This is a genomic window from Paenibacillus sp. EKM206P, assembly GCF_011066155.1.
Taxonomy (GTDB): Bacteria; Bacillota; Bacilli; order Paenibacillales; family Paenibacillaceae; genus Paenibacillus; species Paenibacillus polymyxa_D.
In genome coordinates, this window is the sequence record NZ_JAAMNQ010000009.1 from 1 (window position 1) to 19,971 (window position 19,971).

The following is a 19,971-nucleotide window of genomic DNA, read 5'->3' on the forward strand; positions in this document are numbered from 1 at the left end:
AAATATCTCTTGTTTGATTTTGCGAACAAAATCGTTTTACTCACTCGTTGTTCAGTTTTCAAAGATCAAACCTACATAACATCTTACTTTGTTTCACCACCGCGTCTCAGCGGCGACTTAAATAATGTAACACATAACCTCATTTTTCGTCAAGCTTTTTTTTGAAAACTTATTTTTTCCGCTTGATGCAACACGTTTATCCTGCTTTAAACAGTTCAAAACTATTCATGCTGCTTAATGGGGCGAGTTATAACTTATCACATATTTTATATACTCGTCAACCTAAATTAATAATTTATATTTTTTAACTATTTATAAATACTAGATCATGTGCAAAAAAAGGAAGAAAAGTCGGTTTAACAACCTTTCTTCCTGACAAATCAACCCCTGTACATCAAATAAGGGAGTAACGCAGTTCACGATTTTGCCCGCGATCCCTAAAATCCCCGGCAGCTGTTTCTCTAATAAGTGAACGATATACCAGTTTACGGAGCACGACGGTAAGATCCAATTGGAGATTCTTTAGCTCAGGATGGTTAATAAGTTCATTTATAGACCAAGGTTCCCGTCTGCTGCCTAATATACGGAATAGCGGAGAGGAGCACTCCTCCATTTTTGACATAACTGAAAATTCACAAGCAAGCAGTACTAGTTCAACCCGTTGTTCCAAGGTTTCCGTACTTAATGTGAGTTCGTTATACAGTTTGTCAATTGTTCGATCCAGAGGCTGTACCTGAACCCATAAGTGAACCTTTGGATAAATCCCCCGTTCAATGAGTTCAATAGATGCCCAATGATCCAATGCTTTCAGAACACTTTGATAAGCGTCAATGATCCGCCCTTCTCGCACCGCTCTTTTACCATGAACGTAATTGACCAGAAAGCGGGAGAACTCATGAAATCGCTTCTGCTCCCGCAGTGGATCGTTAAAATCAACAATTTCCTGTCTTAAAAAGCGAACCCTGTCATCCCTTTCCCAGACAATACGCCCTTCTAGCACATAATCTATAATGTTGGCTTGTTCACCAGCGATAATCCATTCCTTCAGACAACTGAGCGTTGCGTACAACACTTGGCATCTTAAACCATTCATAAATAAGTGTTGAATAGAACGGACTGGCTTGGTGCCTTCTCCAATAATTAGAATGAGTTCATCAAAGTCATACAACATCGAACCGTGAAAATACTCTCCCGGTTTTCTGTACGAAATAATACCTATCGAATCCTCCTGCAACAATTCATCATATATCAGGTTTAATTTGGTTAGCTGCACTTCTCCCTCCATACCTGCAAGGCGGCTATGACCGCAAATTGGATATTTGGATACATGTGATCATTTCTACATAAATAAGAAACTTCCTTCTTCAATTGTAAATTTTTTTATCTTATTCACTTATTTTTTTCAGTGTTATCCAAGCGTCTTTATCTGCAAAGCTTCGATTCCACACACCAATTCCTCCGAGCTTCAGCGATTTGGCAAGTTCTACTCTTGCCTTCAGAGATACCTGATCCTCCAGCCAAATCTTTTTGACTACGCCGTCTTCTGTATACTCGACATAATTCTGGCCTTCGGAAGCTCTAAACTTGGGATTCAACTTAAATTGGGCTATGATATTGGCTGCTGACTCCATACCAAGTGATTTGGAGGTGACCTTAATCTTCCCTTCTTTGGGAGTCTCGGACCACACGCGAGTATATAACGGAATACCTAAAACCACTTTTTGAGACGGCACTTCATCTTCCCGAATAATTCGCTTAATTGACGCTTCCGTCCATGGTAACGAGGCGACGGAACCAGCTTTTGGACTAGCCGCCCAATGCTCATCATACGCCATTACCATGAGATAATCTGTTATAGTCCCCAATGCTTTTCGATCCAAAAAAACAGACCACATCTCACTTTGAGATTTAGGCGTAACATCAATGGACAGTATCAAATCATGTTCCCGAGCCATCGGTTTAAGTTCACGCAAAAATTGGGTGACATTGGGACCATCCTTTGTATGAACATTTTCAAAGTCGATATTAATACCGTCCAGATCATTTTGTTGAGCAAGTGAAATCATCTGATCTACAATCGACTTTCGACGTTCAAAGGTAGACAAAGCTTCTGTTGTTAGTTCGGGATTAAAACTGTTGCTCAACAACCCCCAAACCTCCATACCCTTGCGATGTGCCCAGCTGACATAAGCAGGATCCGCTTTGCTTTCTACAGTGCCCTCATGATCGACGACACTGAACCACGTAGGGCTCACCACATTTACTCCAGGCATAGGATCAAACTTGGAAGGATCAGGCTTGCGATTATAGACGGCTTCCCAAGCGAGATTCACTGGCCTACCCTCCCAATGCTTCTCCGATATGGACAAATCGTCCTTAACCGAAGGAATCACAAGCTCTTCTCCTTCAGCGATATGGTCTGATTTAATGTATCCTGCATAGCCATTGTCTAACTGCACAAAATACCAATCACCCTGTTGGGACCAGATACGTACTTTCGTCCGCTGAGGTACATCTGTCAAAATAAAAGATAGGCTAGAGGCTTCTTTACGTAAGGCAATTCTAGCATCCTGTTGCCCATCCTTCTTTTCCACATTACCCAGCCTGACCTTCTCGCCGGCCTTCATCAAGATAACGGCACCCGTTACAGAGTCTTCGTGTATAGAAACGCCGTATACTTCACGTACAGCTTCTATCGGGATATATACCTCTCCACTGATCACCTGAGGGGCTGCGCTCAGCGCATATGTTTTACCATTCAATTCCCCTTGTGCCTTCGAAACCTTCATATAGAGCAAGCTTTGTCTCGTCGCCATAATGACGGTTTGGCTGTCATCCTCATAGCGAACCGAAGGATCAATTTGAATTTGCACCAATTTAAGCGGCATCAGCATGTTCTTGCCGGAGCTTTGAGCTTCATACCCAGTCAACTTGCCCTGCATAAAAATAGGACGGACACTGCCCTGCCAATCGGGTTTCTCATGAAGGGGATTACCAAACCATACGACAGTAATTGCGCATATAATCGCTGCAAATAATAGTAGGCTTGCCGCTCCTTTGAATCGTGAACGTTTACGGCGGCGTCTGGAATGATTTCTGGCCAATATTGAACCTCCATTGTATGAACTTTGAATTCCGTATTTTGTAACCTCAACAGATTACTTGAAACAAAAGTAAAGTGATTTAAACAAAAAAACGCGGTAAATCCCCGCTTACGGAGAATTGCTCACGTTTCCAATCCATTACAATATATACATACCGTACAAAAAAACTCTATTCCTTGTTTCGTTACGTTTGTTTGTTACTACAAGTTTTGCATACTCCGTGTAACTCCATACGATGTCCATGCACTTCGAAGCCTGTTTCCAACGCAGCATGACGTTCCACATCAGCCAAATAGGGATAACTGAAATCTTCAATTTTTCCGCATTTTTCGCAAATGATGTGATAGTGCTCCGAAATATTGGCATCATAACGACTGGCGTTATCTCCATAGGTCAACTCATGTACCATACCCGCTTCTATAAACATCTTTAAGTTATTATAAACCGTAGCCACACTCATACTTGGAAACTTGGACTCAAGCGCTCGATATATTTCATCTGCAGTCGGATGCCCCATGGTTTCCATCAAATAGTTTAATATGGCATGACGCTGGGGTGTTATGCGTACACCTGTCTTCTTTAGAAGTTCCAAAGCATGCTGGACGCGTGCTGCCATATATGTCCACCGCCTTATCCCTTACTTACGATCCTATCAATTACCACGCATCTATTTACAACTTACTTCTAAACCTACTCACATTGTACGGTCTACTCAAGTTTCTTGTCAACGCGCCGTATTGTCGCCGGATGTTCCTATAGAGGTATCTGTCTCGGGAGCTCTAGGTTCAGCCGGAGAGATTTCAGATGTATCGGGCGCAGTCGTACCCCCGGAATCTTCCAAGTCGGGTAACGACGGCATCAGTAACTTTTTAATGGTTAAATTACTGTTGCCCTCCACGTTGATCGCATACTTGCCTGTCCCGTTTTGGCCTGAAATACTTTTACTGTCTATTTTAAATGGAAAATCGGATTGAAGATTACCATAACTGCTTGAACCCTCTAACTGAAAATCTCCATTCGACGGAAGATCCAATACGATATCACCGACAGCACTGTATATTTTCCAATCTCCGCCCACCTGTTCGCTATGCACTTTGATAGAGCCATTAAGCGAATTAGCATTCAGCTTGGCTGTAGAATTCAACACATTCATGTCCCCATTCTGAGTATCAACAGTGATATCTCCTTCCGAACGAGCAAGCTGAATGTCACCTACCATGGTATGTAGTGTGACAGCTCCCTCAATATCGCCTGCCTGCATGTCGCCTCGGTTCGTGCGCACATCCACATCTCCAGAAATCCGATGCAATTTAACCTGACCGTTCAGCGTGCCTCCCTTGACATTGCCGATAGCGTCATTAACGGTGAGATTTCCATTACCGCTCTCGAGTCTAATGCTGTCAATAGCATCAACTCCATTCAAGGTAATATTCCCGTTGGAGGTTCTAATCTGCATATTGAACCGTCGGTCCTCCGGCACGGTGATCAGCATGTTCACACGAGGCTGACGTTTGCTTGATGCTCCGTATGACTGTGCCTCCGGACGAATCTGGATAGTCTTGCCGTCGGTAGAAGTCAGTGAAGAAGCTTGAGCAATCTTGTCCGCTTCGGCAGCAGGCGCTTGATCCACCCATAGAGTCCCTCGTACCTCTATATTGGACACAGGTCGTCTGATCAGTGTTACATCACCATTAACCGAATCAACTATTAAATCGGACGTCTGCATAGATACAGGTACCAGCACACCACCCATATCATACCGATTCTCTTTAGCCTGGCTAAAATCCATAGAGGCTGACGTCAGATTGAGACTGACCCGGTTCCACAGATACATATAATGATTTTGCTGTGTCACGATAAAAATCGAGGCTGCCACTACCAAAGCGGACAGAATCCCCTTTAGGTCAGGTCTGAATCGCCTTCCATTGTCAGACTTGCCTTCTTTCCGATAGTACACAGCAAAAAAAATCAGATACTCCAGTCCCCAAAGCACGAAGATTACGGGCCACCAAACGAGGAGTTGAAGCATATATTCAGTATTTTGAAACACATCTACAATAAGCAAAATGCCTACAGCCATCAACAGAAGCGAAGAGGTGTAGCGCCCGACTCTTATTTTACGGTGCACGCCAGCTTCACCCTCTTTCTTTCAACTTTTTACGCTTAAAGGTCAGAAGGGCTTCCCTTAGAAAAAGGAATAAACCGATCATCATTAATAAAATAGCCAGCGTAAGGAATCCATAATCCTCAAAGAAATTGCTCAACCAGCGAGGTTTCATGCGAAACAAAATCATAAGCCCACCGCCTGCCACCATCAGCACAGCAAAAGCAAAGCCTCTCTCCCACGTATAAAAAGGACTACTTTGCTGGCCTCTAGCATCCATTCGTACATAACGATCGGGCTTACGTCGATAGCGAACCATATAATCTGCAGACTGTAAGACATCATATACATTATAAAAATATAAAACAGGTATGAACAATCCAAGCAAAATAAGTAATGGAATGTTGATCCTTAAGCCGTCAGAGGAAACATACAGCATCGCAAAAATATCTAGCAGGAGCAATACAATAAAACTAAGCCCCCTGATAAACAGTCCTAAAAAAAGATGTCCTAGTCCGGGTAACAATGCCGCCATGATAATGGCAATCACTTTGCGAAATTTAGCGTATTTTAGACGCTTCCCCTGTCTGGGCTGTTCCCGCTGTTCCGATGCTTGTAGCTGTCCAGCCTCTCCAGACGGTAACGGTTGTTCCGAGTTCATGCCATCCTCCCCTTTGAATCCCATACGTGGTTCCGCTGAAAAACATTTCAATGCTTACATAGTACCCCAATCAGATTTAAGAGTAACTGTTAAAAAAAGGTACCCTATTACTCAACAGAGACTGCAGCTATATCTTCCCATTGTCGTAAATCTGCTGCAATACGTACAGGATTAAAATCATGACGGGCCAGCACCTCTAGGGAAACCTCCATACTCTGCCGATCTGGATGTAATTCGTGAAATGGGACATTTTCATGTTCTTTAATCATTATTTTACGTATTTCCACTTTTTCTTGCTCTAAATAAGTCGAAATCTGATCCAGCAATCCGTGAGAGGCCAATCCGTACAATGTAATAAGATGGCGCTTGCGTCCACGCATATACCGAAGTTCAACTTTGTTAAACACCCATAAATTTAAAAATACGAGCACTGTCGCCGCTATAGATGGGAAATAAAACCCTGCTCCAACCCCAAGGCCAATAGCAGCCACGACCCAAATGGAAGCCGCAGTCGTTAGTCCGGTAATGGATTTACCTGTGAACATAATCGTTCCTGCACCCAAAAAGCCTACGCCAGTGATCACAGCGGTAGCCAAACGAGCGGGATCTATGCGTACATTAGCTTCTTTAATAAAATCGGCAAAGCCGTAAATGGAGAGTAGCATAATCAGCGTCGAACCAAGGCTGACCATAATATGAGTCCTCAAACCAGCTGCGTGATTGGAACGCTCGCGTTCAAACCCAATGAATCCACCGAGAAGCATGGACAGTAAAAGCCGTAAAATGATATGTGAATCGTCTATAATCCACGGATTATTCATTCGAGTCTCTCCTCCCGGTTATGTCGTGCTTCCCACTCCGGGTGCGCGGTTTGTGGGCTTATGTGCATTTTTAATGTCAATTTGATACCTCAATGCTATTCCACCTTATGCAGATGGTAGGTAGTTAATTCCACGCCTGGAGCGACCTCAGCCGCAGATACGGGACGAAAGCCATGTTTTCGATATAACGCCACCGCAGGAGTATTTAGAGTTCCTGTAGAGACGATAAACAACGGGATATTTTGATATTCATTCAAAACATGCTTCATTAAAGAATCTGCAATGCCTTTACGAAAATGATCTGGGTGAACCATCATACGTGTAAGGGTAAGCGAATCGGGCGATTCGGACTGCACAGCCAGTGCTCCTAGCAATTCACCGTCCTCCAGCCACCCATAAAAAGACTCTCCACAGCTTCTCAGCGTATCCAATGTATCCATCAGTGGAGGAATTTCATCAAACCCAATCAGCTCAGCTTCCAGCCTATAGGCAACATGCTGTAGACGCCATATCTGACTGACGATATCATCATCTTCCAATGAACATAGGGTAACCATGCTGTTTTCCCTCCTAAGGAAACTCATAAAATGCCATCAGGTTCTAAAGCTTGTTCGCGCCAACCATTCTTAGCGGCTATGCAAAAGGGGCCTGTCCCTAAAAGACAAGCCCCTGTCAAATCTATGCCATTAGCGGTTCAGCACTTCCGTCAGCAACTTATTAGCAAGGCCAGGGTTTGCCTTCCCCTTGCTCTCCTTCATCACTTGACCGACTAGGAAGCCGATGGCCTTTTGCTTGCCAGCTTTGTAATCCTCGACCGATTGCGGGTTAGCTGCTACAACTTGTTCGACAATTGTAAGAATCGCACCCTCATCACTGATTTGTACAAGCCCTTTTTCTTCGACAATTTGCTGTGGCAGTTTATCACTTTCCAGCATTTCCTTGAAGACCGTTTTAGCGATTTTGCTATTGATCGTTCCCTTCTCCAGCAGTCCGATCATTTCACCCAAGCCCCGACCGGTCAATTTAACCTGCGACAGTTCAATACCGGCACTGTTCAAATAACCGAGTAGATCCCCCATAATCCAGTTGGATACTGCTTTGGCATCCTTGGTGAATTGAAGGCTATCCTCGAACAAATCGGCCAATGGCTTGGAGGACGTAATCACCTGGGCATCATACTCAGGTAATCCATATTCGGAAGTGTAGCGTGCTTTACGCTGGTCAGGCAATTCAGGAATCGAAGCACGGATGCGCTCTTTCCATTCCTCGTCTATATGAAGAGTAACGAGATCCGGGTCTGGGAAATAACGATAGTCATGGGCCTGTTCTTTACCACGCATGGATAAAGTTTTACCTTGTGCTTCATCCCAACGACGTGTCTCCTGTACAATTGTTCCGCCTTCGTCCAGCGTCTGCTCCTGCCTGAACTGCTCATATTCCAGTCCGCGCTGTACGCCACGGAAGGAGTTCATGTTTTTCAGTTCCGCTTTAGTTCCTAGCTCTTTTTGTCCATGCGGACGAAGACTGATATTCGCGTCGCAGCGAAGTGATCCTTCCTCCATCTTCACATCGGATACGTCACAATACTGCATAATGGCACGTATTTTTTCCAGATAGGCCTTGGCTTCTTCCGGCGAAGATATTTCCGGTTCCGAAACGATCTCGACCAATGGTGTGCCGACCCGATTAAAATCGACCAAAGATGCGTAGCCACCATCAACATGTGTTAATTTCCCTGCGTCCTCTTCCAGATGCAGTCGAGTAATACCGATACGCTTTGTCTCACCATTCACTTCAATATCAATCCAGCCATTTTCGCCAATGGGTTGATCGTATTGTGAGATTTGGTAGGCCTTAGGTGAATCGGGGTAAAAATAGTTCTTGCGGTCAAACTTGCTCACATCAGCAATGGTGCAATTCAGCGCCATTGCTGCTTTCATTGCATAATCAACGGCCTGACGGTTCAATACCGGCAATACCCCTGGATGACCGAGACAGACCGGACATGTATGAGAGTTGGGTGGTGCTCCGAAGGATGTCGAGCATCCACAGAATATTTTAGACTTCGTATGCAATTCCACGTGTACTTCAAGTCCGATGACCGTCTCATACTTGGATGTAGTTGTAGACATGAATAGGTTCCCTCCTTTTTGGCAAATTACAGCTGCGGACGCTGCTTGTGAAATTCGGTATTTTGTTCAAAAGCATGAGCTACGCGTAGCACGGAAGACTCGTCAAAGGCTTTTCCGATGATTTGTAGTCCGACTGGCATTCCATCCGCTAGACCACACGGAATGCTAATGGCTGGCACACCAGCCAAGCTCACCGGAATCGTCAAAATATCGTTCAAATACATTGTTAATGGATCGTCCACTTGCGAGCCGATTTTGAAAGCAGTTGTCGGTGCAGTAGGTCCGATAATCACATCATATTGTTCAAATACACGATCAAAATCCTGTTTAATCAGTGTGCGCACTTTTTGAGCTTTCAAATAATAAGCATCGTAGTACCCAGAGCTGAGCGCATAGGTACCTAGCATAATCCGACGCTTCACCTCAGGACCAAAACCCTGCGTACGGGACTGATGGTATAGATCAAGCAGGTTGTCTGGATTGTCAGAACGTACACCATAGCGCACGCCGTCAAAACGTGCCAGATTGGATGACGCTTCGGATGAAGCCAGCAGGTAATAAGTAGCTACCGCATATTCTGTGTGAGGGAGAGATACTTCTTCCCAAACAGCACCCAGTCCTTCCAGCGTTTTCAGTGCATCCAGCACCTTTTCCTTGACCTGAGGATCGACGCCCTCACCAAGATACTCTTTAGGCACAGCGATACGTAGTCCTTTTACATCCCCGGTTAAAGCGTTCAAATAATCAGGAATGTCTACCTTTGCAGAAGTGGAGTCCTTCTGGTCATAACCTGCAATGGCTTGTAGGACATAGGCCGAATCCTGAACATTTTTAGTAATGGGTCCAATTTGGTCTAAAGAGGAGGCAAAAGCCACCAGTCCAAAACGGGATACTAGACCATAGGTTGGTTTCAGGCCAACTACTCCGCAGTAAGAAGCGGGCTGGCGAATGGAACCCCCTGTATCCGAGCCGAGCGTGAAATAAGCCTCACCTGCTGCAACAGCCGCAGCCGAGCCGCCACTGGAACCACCGGGAACACGTTCTAAATCCCAAGGGTTACGTGCAGGGAAAAAGCTGGAGTTCTCGTTAGAGCCGCCCATGGCGAATTCGTCCATGTTCATTTTACCGAGTGTCACGGTTTGCGCTGCGCGTAACTTGCTAACAACTGTGGCATCGTAAACGGGATCAAAATTTTTCAAAAACTGACTGCCACATGTTGTACGCAGCCCTTCTGTCACAATATTATCCTTAATGCCAACTGGCAGGCCAAACAACAACCCTCTTTCCTCTCCGGAAATCAGTTGATCATCCAGCTGACGTGCGGATGCACGGGCCTGTTCCTCGTCAACGGTAATATAAGCTCTGATCTTGTCTTCCCGCGCACCAATTGTCTCCAGAGCGTGTCCTACCAGATCACTCACGGAAATTTCCTTTTGATGCAGCTTGTTATGTATCTCGGGCAATGTGTTATTGAACAAGCTCAATTTGCATCCTCCTTTCAAATATGAGATCTATTCCAGAACAGCAGGAACCTTAAACTGTCCGTCTTCTTCTTCAGGTGCATTGCGCATCACTTGCTCATGTGTCAAACTTTCGCGAACTTCGTCGTCTCGCATGACATTGCTGACGTGCAGCACATGAGTGGTCGGCTTTACCTGCTCCGTATCCAGCTCATTCAGCTTCTCCGCATAATGGAGAATGGCGTTTAATTGTCCTGTCATCGTTTCTTCCTCAGCCGCGGTCAGATTCAACCTGGACAGCTTGGCTACGTGACGGACATCTTCCGTGGAAATGTTCATACAAAACCCTCCTCATGTATATGAGGATTTTGCAAAAAATCCAATAAGCGACTGAAATCGAATTTTGCAAAATCCTGATATTAAAAAATGCTGCACCGAACTTTGAAATAACGTTTTTAATTATAGGATAGAACCCTTTACAATTCAATCTTTGACGCGGTACAGAAGCAAACTGCACTTCGATGAGGTAAATGTTGCTAAAAGAATATAAAAAAAGCACCTTTCGGTGCTCTTTCGTGAAAACTATAGGAGCTAAGATTGTGCCCTTTATATATTCTTAAAAAGAATCGACCGTAGCCGACTTCTATATCCAAGCACGCAAATTGACTTGTCTGATAAAATCAGCCTGTGACAACAACTCCGCCGCGGTTTCTTCTTCCTCAGTCTCTACCGAATCAATACCACCGTTCATCACATGCATGAACAGTTGCTCATTATGGGTAGCAAGGGCGTAATCTATCAGCGCTTCACGCTCAATCCGCTCGGCTTCCAGCTTGAGAATACTCTCTTCCAGCTCGATGTCTCCGGATGGTACAAAAAAATTGCGGTTCACCTTCGGTACGCGAATGACATAGTCAAAAGCATTGTCCGCATTACGGTCGTAAGCAATGATATAACCATGTTCGCCCACAGGAAGATTCTGCTCAAAAGCATCCGCGACGATCATAATTCTAGCTCCTAAATGATGCATCGTTAGCCCCCCCGTTTGTCTGAACTTATCTGCTAAGTCTACTAAAAAAAAAGTAGCTTGTCTATATCATCTATGTATCTTCATAATCGACCGTCTCCACGTCCCAACCTGTGTTCATTCAGCCTCACATGCCAGTTTTGTGTAGGGATTCCGCCCCGTCGTTTCACCTTTTTCCAAGTTATGATCTTCGGCTTGGAATCTGCCACAGAATCTTCAATATCTATTATATTGGGAACCCGGAAACTACCTCCAATCTCACGTTGTACCCCATATATATGTTTTCTTTTCATTCTTGCTCCCCCTTGTGATCTGACGGCCTCATGCCTCTTTATCCTCTTAATGGGCAAAAAAAAGAACGCAAACCGGGATTCATCCACAGCTTGCGTGCTTCGCGAGTTTAGTATGTAACTTCAATAAATTTATGTTAACAAAAATAAAAACCTTTGTCTATACATAATTTATAATTTGTTGTCGAAATGGGGCAAAACCTGTCACACCTTTGATTTTGCCCCTACTGAACATTCATCACATTTACCGGATATACGGATTGTTAGCTTTCTCATAACCGATGGACGTTTTGGGACCGTGACCGGAATAGACTGTAACGTCATCTCCGAGTGGAAACAATTTGTTCTGAATAGAATCGTATAGATCCCGTTCGCGGCCGCCCGCCAGATCCGTGCGTCCAACGCCCTGACGAAATAGCACATCCCCGGAAAAAAGATCTTTGCCGCATAAAAAGCTGACACTTCCGGGTGAATGGCCCGGTGTATGGAAAACCCGGAACGTGTGACCGATCAGGTTCAATTGTTGACCTTCTGCCAAGTCATATTCGGCTGGTTCCGTCGAGATCGGAGGGGATGCCTCTGGCCACATCAAGGAGCCATTCAGCTTAGGAGATGTAAGCCAGTCTTGCTCCAAGGCGTGCAGATAAACCGGGCAGTCTTTGGCATTGCGAATCTCCTCTACTCCTCCGATATGGTCAAAATGGGCATGCGTCAGCAGGATAGCTTCAATCGTCAGTGGCTCAATGGCTCTCAGCAAAGGACCCGGATTCATCCCTGGATCAATAATAACAGCGCGCTTCGGATCATCTCCTTGAAGCAAATAAGCATTCGTCTGGAGCGGGCCGAGATTAAAACTGCGAATAGATAATGTCATAAGTTAAAATCCCGAGATCAGCTCGCGTAATTCCTGAACAATTACAGGATGGACCTCGGTTCCCTCCCCATATTTTCCAGCCATTTCTTTACGAGCAACTGCGATTTTTTCTTGATAATCATCGGCTTCCCGATCTGGATTTTCACGTTTGAATGCGATCATAATTTGTTGAACATGTGCAGGGCGTGGTCCCCAGTGGCCAAGTACATGACCTCCCGTATCCGCAAAAATCACAATCGGCACAGCACGTCCGCCCATTGTCAGGAAGTCGTCCATCAGCGCCTGATGATTTTCCAGAATCAATACTTCGGTTGGAATCCCGCTATTCTCCAACGCGCGGAACACAACTGGCACATTGCGTACTACATCCCCACACCAGTCGGCAGCCAATATAAGCACACGCAGATCATCACGATGGTTCAGGCTTTCAAAAAACTCCCGATCCTCTTCGCTGCTCCACACAAACTGATCGTATCCAGAGCGGAAGGCTTCTTTGTTCTTTTCCATGCCCTCCATAAATTGTTCAGGACTCAAGCCCTTTCCGAAATATTGCGATACGTTAGTACGGCTCATGTTATACACTTCCTTTTTTGTTTTTGGCTACAATCCATTTGATAACAAAATAAATGATCAAGAGCGCAAGAGCAACCAGCAAAATCGGTTTGATGTAAGGTGCTGCCACTTCGTCAATTTGTTCCCACTTGTCTCCCAACAGCATACCTAAATATATAAACAAAACAGACCAAGGTATAATCGCCAGCGTTGTCAAAATAATAAAGCGCCATACGTTCATTCGAGCCAACCCGGCAGGGATTGAGATCGCGTGACGAACAACAGGGATAAAGCGAGCTGTAAAAATGACCCCTGTGCCATATTTATTGAACCAGGCTTCAGCGTGGTCAACATGACTTTTTTTGATGAGTATGTATTTCCCATACTTATCTAAAACGGGTCTGCCGCCATAGCGTCCAATCCAGTAAATGAACAACTGGGCCAGCACCCCGCCAATCGTTCCAAACACGACTGCGCCAAAAAAATTAATATGACCCGAGGACACTAAAAAACCGCCATAAGCGAGGACTATTTCACTTGGAATGACCTCCACCATCAAGCCTAGCATAATACCAAAATACCCAAGACTACGAATGATCTCAAACAAATAATTAATGATACTAGATATTTGGTCCATCTCTCTTCCCACTCCCTGCCTGTTTCTCTATTTTCATTTAGTGTATCACAGCGGCAGAACAAGTCGCCACTTCGTCCAAAAAGGGAAGTCAGTGACCCCGGATCCTCTGCCCGCATAAGTTGTGAGAGAGAGGAGGGGGTACAATATGCCTCCCGGCAAATTCCCCAAACATGACAATTCACAATCCCGATTACCCACGGCTCGTGGTATCCGCCGCGCATGTACCAAAGAGTTGTATCGAACCTGCAAACGTCTGCCTGTTCACATTGCTCCTGATCTGGTCAAGCAGGGCGAAGAACTATACTGCCGCAAGGTCGTCGGACACCTTATCTGGATTGCGGAAAACCATAGTAATCGCAAACTACTGTGCGACTGGTGGGATGAAGATGTCAGCGAGGAGCTCGCGGCATTGTGGAAGGTGGATCGCGATGTCTTGTGCACCGCTTTTAGAAATGCCTATGGCGGATAGATGTTTGTGTACTGCAATCATGAACTGTGAACTACAAAAAAGTGGAGCCACCCCGCAGTGGCTCCACTTTTACTATATTCCTAGCTATGTGTCTGCTTTTTCCCCGCTCCTTCGGGAAGCAAGTCCGCACAAGCGCGTTCCAAATAAGGATCAGCATGAATAAAATCCCGAAATGCTGTGTATTCACGCCACAGAACGGATTGTTCTCCCGCTTGCCCTTTGACGGCACGAATCAGAATATTTTTAGGTGTATGCTCCATGTCGATAAATTCCAATAGCTGTGTCCGATATCCCATCATATCCAGCAGTTTGGCCCGGATTCCATCCGTTGCCAGTGCAGAAAAACGCTCCTTTAAAATGCCGTGGGAAAGCAACGGCTCCAATACCGGATTTTCCAGTTGGTTAAACAGCTCATGCTGGCAACACGGAACCGACAAAATGACGGAAGCACCCCAGCGAACAGCCTTTTCCAGCGCCGCATCTGTTGCAGTATCACAAGCGTGCAAGGTAACAACCATATCCACCTGTTCCAGTTCGTTATAGTCTGCGATATCACCGACCAGAAACTCCAACTGTCGATATTGCAGCTTTTGAGCCAGAACATTACAGGCTTCAATGACATCTGCCTTCAAGTCCAAACCAACGATCTGCAATGGTCGCTTTTGCTGTACAGCCAAATAGTGATACAACGCAAAGGTCAAATACGATTTGCCACAGCCAAAATCCACAATCGTCAATGGGCGGCCTACCGGAAGGCTAGGTAATACATCCTGCACCATTTCGAGAAACCGGTTAATTTGACGAAACTTATCATACTTGCGGGCCAGTACCTTACCATCCTCATTCATAATCCCCAGCTCAATCAGGAAAGGAATTCGTTCCCCTTCTTCGAGCACATATTGCTTTTTGCGATTATGAGACAGGTCGGCTTTACTTTTGCTCGGTGACTTTGTCAGAATGGATACTTTATATTTTTTACTGATCAGCACTTGGTAGTCTGCATCCTTGGCGCATAAAAGTCCTTGGCGGAACGTGTCCTCAAACAAGGCAGTCATACGCTCGTTAGCTTCGTCAGGGGTCAGATTTTCATGAATGACTTTGTTGCTGTAATGAAAAGCAAACTGGTAATGCAGTTTGTTTTTCAATTCTACAGGTTTAATTTGTACTTTAGTAAAAGAAGCATCCTCCCGTTTGCGAAGCTGACTCAGCGTCGCTGTTATGAGGGATCCTCCCGTGGTCAATTGGTATATAAGTTCGCGCAGTGAATCCAAAAGGTACATCTCACTTTCTTTCATGTAATTGGGTGATCTCGGTCAAACCCTCGGTGACTTCCTGGCGTGAAATTCCACCCAGCTCCAGCTCTGCATTGGTCTTATCCAGTAATTGACTATAAAACGTCTCCGCTTCCGCTAGCAGCTCTGGCTGCTCCCATGCCAATCCAAACCAGACATCGGCGGCTTCGTCCAACCTGTTTTCTCGCTCGTAATGAACAGCCAGCAGCTTGCTGGTTTCAGGGGGGAGCTCATATTCGCGCACCAGCTTCACGATACACGCTATTCGTTCAGGCAGGACCTGCAGATCACGAGTCGCGCCATTCGTATCGCTGTACAAATATAAATGAAGAGATTTCATCAAGATTCGTATACCTTCGTCTGTTCTGCTGGTTTCCAGGTAAATCGCGGCTTCTTCCTCCAAAATGCGAGCCACCTGCTGAAGCTTATCCGCTTCAATTCCAGGGCCCAATCGGAAAAGCTCAATAATTTGTTCCGGCGGCAATCGTCTGAGCAGATCTGAACGAAGACGAAACTGCTTGTTGAGCAGGTCATCTAGCTGTTTCAGCGCTTCGATGTGTTTATTTTCGCGCCTAAGACCGAGCACCGATGCTACTGCGGATGTCAATTCTTCCATCATACTGAGCAAATAGTCTTTTCTAAGCAAGCCGTTCCCTTCCTTTCATCCCGATGCCTAGACAACCAGAAACTTCTGTCTTCTGATTGTATGACATCCTTGTCTAAAAGCCAAATGCCACCGCCATGCCGCAATTTCATTTAACACAATTACAAATACTTTATAGCATCAAAGATTCGACACTCAGAAATCACGTATGGCACGTAACATTCCGTTAGTACAGTGTTTTGTAGCCGATCATGGACTAACGAAATAGAGTATTTGAAAATTTGATATTGATTCTCCGTTAGTCTCGTGTTATTTTTGTTTCATGCGAAACAAAAATAATCTTTATTATTTATTGATTCATATAATAAAATAAAATATTTATTTTCATTCGAAACAAAATTATGCATTGATATTTTACAGGGGAGGACGTTTAAGTATGGGAAAAAAATTCAGTGCGATACTACCGGAATATAAAGAGTTCATACAGCGACAGCATATTTTCTTTGTAGGATCAGCACCGATATCCGAGACGGGGCATGTGAATATTTCCCCCAAGGGATATGATTCCTTTCGTATTTTGTCAGATCAGGAGGTAGCCTATCTCGACTTGTCGGGAAGTGGCAACGAAACAAGTGCGCACATTATAGAGAACGGACGGGTAACCATCATGTTCTGTGCATTTGAAGGCGAGCCCAGTGTATTAAGACTCTATGGTACTGGCACAGTCGTGTTGCCCAATACAAAGCGTTGGAATGAGCTGTATCCTCTCTTTAATCCACTTCCTGGAGCAAGACAAATCATAGTAGTTGATGTTCATATGGTGCAGGATTCATGTGGTTTTGCAGTTCCCTTCATGACTTACACGAGCGAACGGGAAAAGCTGAAGGACGTGGCGATTCAGATGGGCGAAGAAGTACTTAAAAAGTATGCATACGAGAAAAGTTTAGAGAGTATTGATGGTTTGCCGACGGCGTTTGCCTTGAACAAAAATAATATGACTTAGGTATTCTGCACATTAACCGATATGATACAACAAGTCAGCAAAATTCAAATAAACTGAATGTATAGTGACCACATCTAAAAACAATTTGCATACAAGAAACCGGAACCTTCTGACGATCACATCAAAGGGTTCCGGTTTTTGGGCTTACCTTAGTCTACTTTTTCAAGTTTTGCTCCAAAAACGCCAAGATAGCATTAGCTAATAGCTCCGGTGCCTCAAACAGGCTCATGTGACCTGCTTCCGGCAGGGTAACCTGAGTTACTCCGGCCCGATCTGTTGTAAACGTCCGCGCTGGAGGAACCGCCTGATCCTGCTCCCCCGCTACTAAAAGAGCTGGCAAGGCAGAAGCCGACAACACATCCCGTCGGTCAGGACGCTCGCGCATAGCCAATGATGCTCCTACAGCTCCTTGCGGAGGTGTTTTGTAGCCAATTTCTTTGACTTTAAGTAATTGGCTGGACATCGACTCCACATGATCAGGAGCAAACAGTCCCGGTACGAGTCCATCTACAAAGTTGGTAATCCCCTCCGTTTGGATGGTAGATACAGCCTTGTTACGCTTTTCTTTACCTTCGTCCGTATCTGCATAAGCTGTGGAATGAATCAGTCCAAAGGCTGTAAGGCGCTCTGCATGTCTCTGCACTGCCGAAAGGGCTAAATAGCCTCCTAGGGAGTGACCAAACCAGGCAGCCTGAGGGATGTCCAATTGTTCTTGAAGTTTAAGCATATCATCTGCCATTTGATCAATCGTATAGGCTCCTAGTGGAGCATCGCTGCGTCCGTGTCCACGCAAGTCTGGAACAATACAACGATAGCTTGGGGACAGCAAGGGAACAACCTCATCCCAATAGGAGGAGCTTCCGCAAAATCCGTGCAATAGAATGATCGGATCTCCTTTTCCCTGTTCGGCATAGCAGATCGTCGTTCCTTCGCATAATACCTTTTCCATGTGGAACCCTTCCTTCTCTGTATATAATCTATTGGATCTGAATATATTAGTGAGTAGAACATGCTGATGTATATTATTAAGCAGACGATCAATATCTGAAACGGTAACCCTCTGGAAAATCTTGCGAAGCTGTTTTTAAGCCAAATTCACAAGCCGCCGCATTAGCAATATGCGCAGCCATTGTCATGACCAAGTGAAGCGAAGTCATTTGGAGTGTCCAATAGGGTTTGGGACTGCGCTCATTCACAATCGCTGCAACACTATAATGACCCACAGACGGCAGAGACAGCCCTACCGATCGCGCAGGAGTTAGCGGTTCACACGCAATAAGAAACATTCCCGTTGAGCCGTGCTGTCCAAGGCAAGCATCTATGGCGATCACATGATGATCTTGGGGAATGCACTCCAAGTATGGAACCAGATGATCCGCATCACAGGGCTCCGACATTGTCCCAATCACGTGCGGAAAACCTTGCTCCTTGAGCATGGTGCCTACCAGTGGCCCCAGTGAATCACCCGACGAGCGATCTGTACCGATACAAACAAAAGTCAACTTATCTATAGCATGCTGATGATGAATTTCTCGGAAAAACGGCGCGAGTCCATCTCGATCTGTTTTCTTTACATTATGTTCTAAGGACGAGCGTCCGGGTGCGGAAGCTCGATTATACAAAGACAACTTTGCCCATCCTCCTTGATTCGGTTGTATATTGGTAATCTGGCTTTCAGTACATTCTACAACAAAAACATGATACAATACAGGCAACTTCCCCTGTTATGAAAGGATGGAAAATTAACGATGGATTTGTCTGTACCGTCTCATGCCAACATTGAGTATATGATTGAGGGCATTAAAACCAAGCTCCGTATGGCGAGTGGTGCTGCTATGCAAGCTTCCGCTTTCTCGCTGGAGCAATACGAGGACATCCATGATGTCTATGATATGGTGATAAACAAGCCTAACCTGAGCATTTCCGAGGTTGAAGCTATTGTTTCTGAACTGGGTAGATTGCGTAAGTCCTCCTGAATCAGCCTATAGGAATACAGCTTAGCTGTATTACAACCTATCATCATGAGCAACAGCCTTCATGCCAGTGGCCCTGTCACCGTAAATAAAGCTCGTACCTCCGCTCGCTTCAACAGACGCGCAACGGGGATACGAGCTTTATTTTTCGATTGCATATACGCATTTTCATACACTTCTTCACTCAAGGATGCTTCAAGGTAAATCTGCTAACACCAGTTCAGATATATCCTCATTACCTGTAGCTAGTATCTTTAATGCACAACTTTTTTGAATTCGTGCAGCATCACCAGGCCCTAACTGAAAATCTCCATCCTGGCACGTAACTTCCACATGACCGCTAACTACATAAATGTGGGTGCGGCGCTCCTCTTGCTGCGGATATTCAAGCTGCTGGTCTTTTTCCAATCTGCTCAGATACAGATTTATATCCTGCGCGATGGATAACGTTCCCTCCACTTCTGAACCAGACACAACAGGCTGAAGCCGATTTAGGCGTTCACTGTGCTTGAATCTTTGCACCTGATAAGAAGGCTGAATGCCAGGGCTCTCGGGTAAAAACCACATTTGCAAAAAGCGAACCGATCTTTCATCCCCAGTATTTCGCTCTTCATGTTCAATCCCGATGCCTGCACTCAGAACCTGAATCGAGCCGCTTTTTAAATCCTGCTCATGTCCCAAGCTGTCGCTATGATGCAATTGGCCTTCAATTACATAAGTGACGATTTCCAAATCGTGATGCGGATGTCTTTTGAAGCCTTGCTGCGGTTCAAGTTTGTTATCATTATGGGCTAGCATACAACCAAAATGGGCATTGCTCGGATCTTCATAATCGGCAAATGAAAAGCTAAACTCACTATGAATCCATCCTTTATTTGAGGTATGTCTTTCTGCCGATGTCACTATTTTAATCATCCTTAACACCTCCATGGATTACAGTTCCGTAAAGCAGCCTTGCTTCGTGATGA

At 45.1% G+C, this 19,971-nt stretch carries 23 protein-coding genes; 3 read left to right on the forward strand and 20 right to left on the reverse strand.

Going from position 1 to position 19,971, the window contains the following annotated elements:
- Positions 1-394 precede the first annotated feature (394 nt).
- The 15 genes from G9G53_RS17680 to G9G53_RS17750 form a co-directional block, all read right to left on the reverse strand.
- The gene (locus tag G9G53_RS17680) at positions 395-1,273 is read right to left on the reverse strand and encodes a nucleotidyltransferase-like protein (RefSeq protein ID WP_029517195.1); all 879 of its coding nucleotides are present in this window, start codon (positions 1,271-1,273) and stop codon (positions 395-397) included.
- Between the two features lie 112 nt (positions 1,274-1,385).
- Positions 1,386-3,104: a glycosyl hydrolase family 18 protein gene (locus G9G53_RS17685; protein ID WP_165149395.1), complete on the reverse strand. Its 1,719-nt coding sequence runs from the start codon at positions 3,102-3,104 to the stop codon at positions 1,386-1,388.
- A 184-nt stretch (positions 3,105-3,288) separates the two neighbouring features.
- On the reverse strand, positions 3,289-3,720 hold the full coding sequence (locus G9G53_RS17690; RefSeq protein WP_029517193.1) for a Fur family transcriptional regulator: 432 nt from the start codon (positions 3,718-3,720) through the stop codon (positions 3,289-3,291).
- A 108-nt stretch (positions 3,721-3,828) separates the two neighbouring features.
- Entirely contained in the window at positions 3,829-5,232 is a 1,404-nt protein-coding gene (locus G9G53_RS17695; RefSeq protein WP_165149397.1) for a DUF4097 family beta strand repeat-containing protein, read from the reverse strand.
- 7 nt (positions 5,233-5,239) lie between these two features.
- A complete protein-coding gene (locus G9G53_RS17700; RefSeq protein ID WP_069012013.1) occupies positions 5,240-5,893 on the reverse strand; it encodes a hypothetical protein in 654 nt (217 codons plus the stop codon).
- An 83-nt stretch (positions 5,894-5,976) separates the two neighbouring features.
- Positions 5,977-6,690, reverse strand: coding sequence for an MgtC/SapB family protein (locus tag G9G53_RS17705; protein ID WP_029517190.1), 714 nt, complete (start codon positions 6,688-6,690; stop codon positions 5,977-5,979).
- Positions 6,691-6,785: 95 nt separating this feature from the next.
- Complete coding sequence (locus G9G53_RS17710) at positions 6,786-7,247, reverse strand: GNAT family N-acetyltransferase (protein ID WP_029517189.1); 462 nt, start codon at positions 7,245-7,247, stop codon at positions 6,786-6,788.
- A gap of 129 nt (positions 7,248-7,376) precedes the next feature.
- A complete protein-coding gene (gene gatB / locus G9G53_RS17715) occupies positions 7,377-8,822 on the reverse strand; it encodes an Asp-tRNA(Asn)/Glu-tRNA(Gln) amidotransferase subunit GatB (protein WP_069012008.1) in 1,446 nt (481 codons plus the stop codon).
- 26 nt (positions 8,823-8,848) lie between these two features.
- Positions 8,849-10,306 (reverse strand): Asp-tRNA(Asn)/Glu-tRNA(Gln) amidotransferase subunit GatA, encoded by a 1,458-nt coding sequence (gene gatA / locus G9G53_RS17720; protein WP_023990257.1) that lies wholly within the window; start codon positions 10,304-10,306, stop codon positions 8,849-8,851.
- 27 nt (positions 10,307-10,333) lie between these two features.
- Positions 10,334-10,621, reverse strand: coding sequence for an Asp-tRNA(Asn)/Glu-tRNA(Gln) amidotransferase subunit GatC (gene gatC, locus G9G53_RS17725; protein WP_013311910.1), 288 nt, complete (start codon positions 10,619-10,621; stop codon positions 10,334-10,336).
- A 304-nt stretch (positions 10,622-10,925) separates the two neighbouring features.
- Positions 10,926-11,312, reverse strand: a complete 387-nt coding sequence (locus G9G53_RS17730; RefSeq protein ID WP_025675434.1) for a hypothetical protein — start codon at positions 11,310-11,312, stop codon at positions 10,926-10,928.
- Between the two features lie 80 nt (positions 11,313-11,392).
- Positions 11,393-11,602 (reverse strand): hypothetical protein, encoded by a 210-nt coding sequence (locus G9G53_RS17735; protein WP_029517188.1) that lies wholly within the window; start codon positions 11,600-11,602, stop codon positions 11,393-11,395.
- A 241-nt stretch (positions 11,603-11,843) separates the two neighbouring features.
- A complete protein-coding gene (locus tag G9G53_RS17740; RefSeq protein ID WP_069012005.1) occupies positions 11,844-12,473 on the reverse strand; it encodes an MBL fold metallo-hydrolase in 630 nt (209 codons plus the stop codon).
- A 3-nt stretch (positions 12,474-12,476) separates the two neighbouring features.
- Positions 12,477-13,046 carry a thioredoxin family protein gene (locus tag G9G53_RS17745; RefSeq protein ID WP_029517186.1) on the reverse strand — a complete coding sequence of 190 codons (570 nt, stop codon included), beginning with the start codon at positions 13,044-13,046 and terminating at the stop codon, positions 12,477-12,479.
- 1 nt (position 13,047) lies between these two features.
- Positions 13,048-13,662, reverse strand: coding sequence for a DedA family protein (locus G9G53_RS17750; protein WP_029517185.1), 615 nt, complete (start codon positions 13,660-13,662; stop codon positions 13,048-13,050).
- A gap of 145 nt (positions 13,663-13,807) precedes the next feature.
- Between G9G53_RS17750 and G9G53_RS17755 the strand changes: the two genes are divergently transcribed.
- Entirely contained in the window at positions 13,808-14,131 is a 324-nt protein-coding gene (locus G9G53_RS17755) for a hypothetical protein (RefSeq protein ID WP_029517184.1), read from the forward strand.
- 80 nt (positions 14,132-14,211) lie between these two features.
- On the opposite strand, the gene G9G53_RS17760 is transcribed toward G9G53_RS17755, so the two are convergent.
- Both G9G53_RS17760 and G9G53_RS17765 read right to left on the reverse strand, forming a co-directional pair.
- Positions 14,212-15,426 (reverse strand): class I SAM-dependent methyltransferase, encoded by a 1,215-nt coding sequence (locus G9G53_RS17760; RefSeq protein WP_029517183.1) that lies wholly within the window; start codon positions 15,424-15,426, stop codon positions 14,212-14,214.
- Positions 15,413-16,069 (reverse strand): DUF6483 family protein, encoded by a 657-nt coding sequence (locus tag G9G53_RS17765; protein WP_069012001.1) that lies wholly within the window; start codon positions 16,067-16,069, stop codon positions 15,413-15,415. Before G9G53_RS17765 ends, G9G53_RS17760 begins: the two co-directional genes overlap by 14 nt.
- Before the next feature lie 394 nt (positions 16,070-16,463).
- Here G9G53_RS17765 and G9G53_RS17770 point away from each other — a divergent pair, with 394 nt between their 5' ends.
- Positions 16,464-17,030, forward strand: a complete 567-nt coding sequence (locus G9G53_RS17770; RefSeq protein ID WP_069011999.1) for a pyridoxamine 5'-phosphate oxidase family protein — start codon at positions 16,464-16,466, stop codon at positions 17,028-17,030.
- Positions 17,031-17,184: 154 nt separating this feature from the next.
- Here G9G53_RS17770 and G9G53_RS17775 read toward each other — a convergent pair whose 3' ends face one another.
- Both G9G53_RS17775 and yyaC read right to left on the reverse strand, forming a co-directional pair.
- Positions 17,185-17,979, reverse strand: a complete 795-nt coding sequence (locus tag G9G53_RS17775; protein WP_165149399.1) for an alpha/beta fold hydrolase — start codon at positions 17,977-17,979, stop codon at positions 17,185-17,187.
- 88 nt (positions 17,980-18,067) lie between these two features.
- Positions 18,068-18,658, reverse strand: coding sequence for a spore protease YyaC (yyaC, locus tag G9G53_RS17780; RefSeq protein ID WP_039273804.1), 591 nt, complete (start codon positions 18,656-18,658; stop codon positions 18,068-18,070).
- A 120-nt stretch (positions 18,659-18,778) separates the two neighbouring features.
- Between yyaC and G9G53_RS17785 the strand changes: the two genes are divergently transcribed.
- On the forward strand, positions 18,779-19,006 hold the full coding sequence (locus tag G9G53_RS17785; RefSeq protein WP_029517178.1) for a DUF1128 domain-containing protein: 228 nt from the start codon (positions 18,779-18,781) through the stop codon (positions 19,004-19,006).
- 192 nt (positions 19,007-19,198) lie between these two features.
- Here the strand turns inward: G9G53_RS17785 and G9G53_RS17790 are convergent, their stop codons facing one another.
- The gene (locus G9G53_RS17790; protein ID WP_165149401.1) at positions 19,199-19,918 is read right to left on the reverse strand and encodes a pirin family protein; all 720 of its coding nucleotides are present in this window, start codon (positions 19,916-19,918) and stop codon (positions 19,199-19,201) included.
- Positions 19,919-19,971: the final 53 nt, after the last annotated feature.

Bases quoted from the DNA above. Each gene is read 5' to 3' on its own strand.
- G9G53_RS17690 (WP_029517193.1), bottom strand. From the start codon at position 3,720: ATGGCAGCACGCGTCCAGCATGCTTTGGAACTTCTAAAGAAGACAGGT.
- G9G53_RS17700 (WP_069012013.1), bottom strand. From the start codon at position 5,893: ATGGGATTCAAAGGGGAGGATGGCATGAACTCGGAACAACCGTTACCG.
- G9G53_RS17705 (WP_029517190.1), bottom strand. From the start codon at position 6,690: ATGAATAATCCGTGGATTATAGACGATTCACATATCATTTTACGGCTT.
- G9G53_RS17710 (WP_029517189.1), bottom strand. From the start codon at position 7,247: ATGGTTACCCTATGTTCATTGGAAGATGATGATATCGTCAGTCAGATA.
- gatB (WP_069012008.1), bottom strand. From the start codon at position 8,822: ATGTCTACAACTACATCCAAGTATGAGACGGTCATCGGACTTGAAGTA.
- gatC (WP_013311910.1), bottom strand. From the start codon at position 10,621: ATGAACATTTCCACGGAAGATGTCCGTCACGTAGCCAAGCTGTCCAGG.
- G9G53_RS17730 (WP_025675434.1), bottom strand. From the start codon at position 11,312: ATGCATCATTTAGGAGCTAGAATTATGATCGTCGCGGATGCTTTTGAG.
- G9G53_RS17735 (WP_029517188.1), bottom strand. From the start codon at position 11,602: ATGAAAAGAAAACATATATATGGGGTACAACGTGAGATTGGAGGTAGT.
- G9G53_RS17740 (WP_069012005.1), bottom strand. From the start codon at position 12,473: ATGACATTATCTATTCGCAGTTTTAATCTCGGCCCGCTCCAGACGAAT.
- G9G53_RS17745 (WP_029517186.1), bottom strand. From the start codon at position 13,046: ATGAGCCGTACTAACGTATCGCAATATTTCGGAAAGGGCTTGAGTCCT.
- G9G53_RS17750 (WP_029517185.1), bottom strand. From the start codon at position 13,662: ATGGACCAAATATCTAGTATCATTAATTATTTGTTTGAGATCATTCGT.
- G9G53_RS17755 (WP_029517184.1), top strand. From the start codon at position 13,808: ATGCCTCCCGGCAAATTCCCCAAACATGACAATTCACAATCCCGATTA.
- G9G53_RS17760 (WP_029517183.1), bottom strand. From the start codon at position 15,426: ATGAAAGAAAGTGAGATGTACCTTTTGGATTCACTGCGCGAACTTATA.
- G9G53_RS17770 (WP_069011999.1), top strand. From the start codon at position 16,464: ATGGGAAAAAAATTCAGTGCGATACTACCGGAATATAAAGAGTTCATA.
- G9G53_RS17775 (WP_165149399.1), bottom strand. From the start codon at position 17,979: ATGGAAAAGGTATTATGCGAAGGAACGACGATCTGCTATGCCGAACAG.
- G9G53_RS17785 (WP_029517178.1), top strand. From the start codon at position 18,779: ATGGATTTGTCTGTACCGTCTCATGCCAACATTGAGTATATGATTGAG.
- G9G53_RS17790 (WP_165149401.1), bottom strand. From the start codon at position 19,918: ATGATTAAAATAGTGACATCGGCAGAAAGACATACCTCAAATAAAGGA.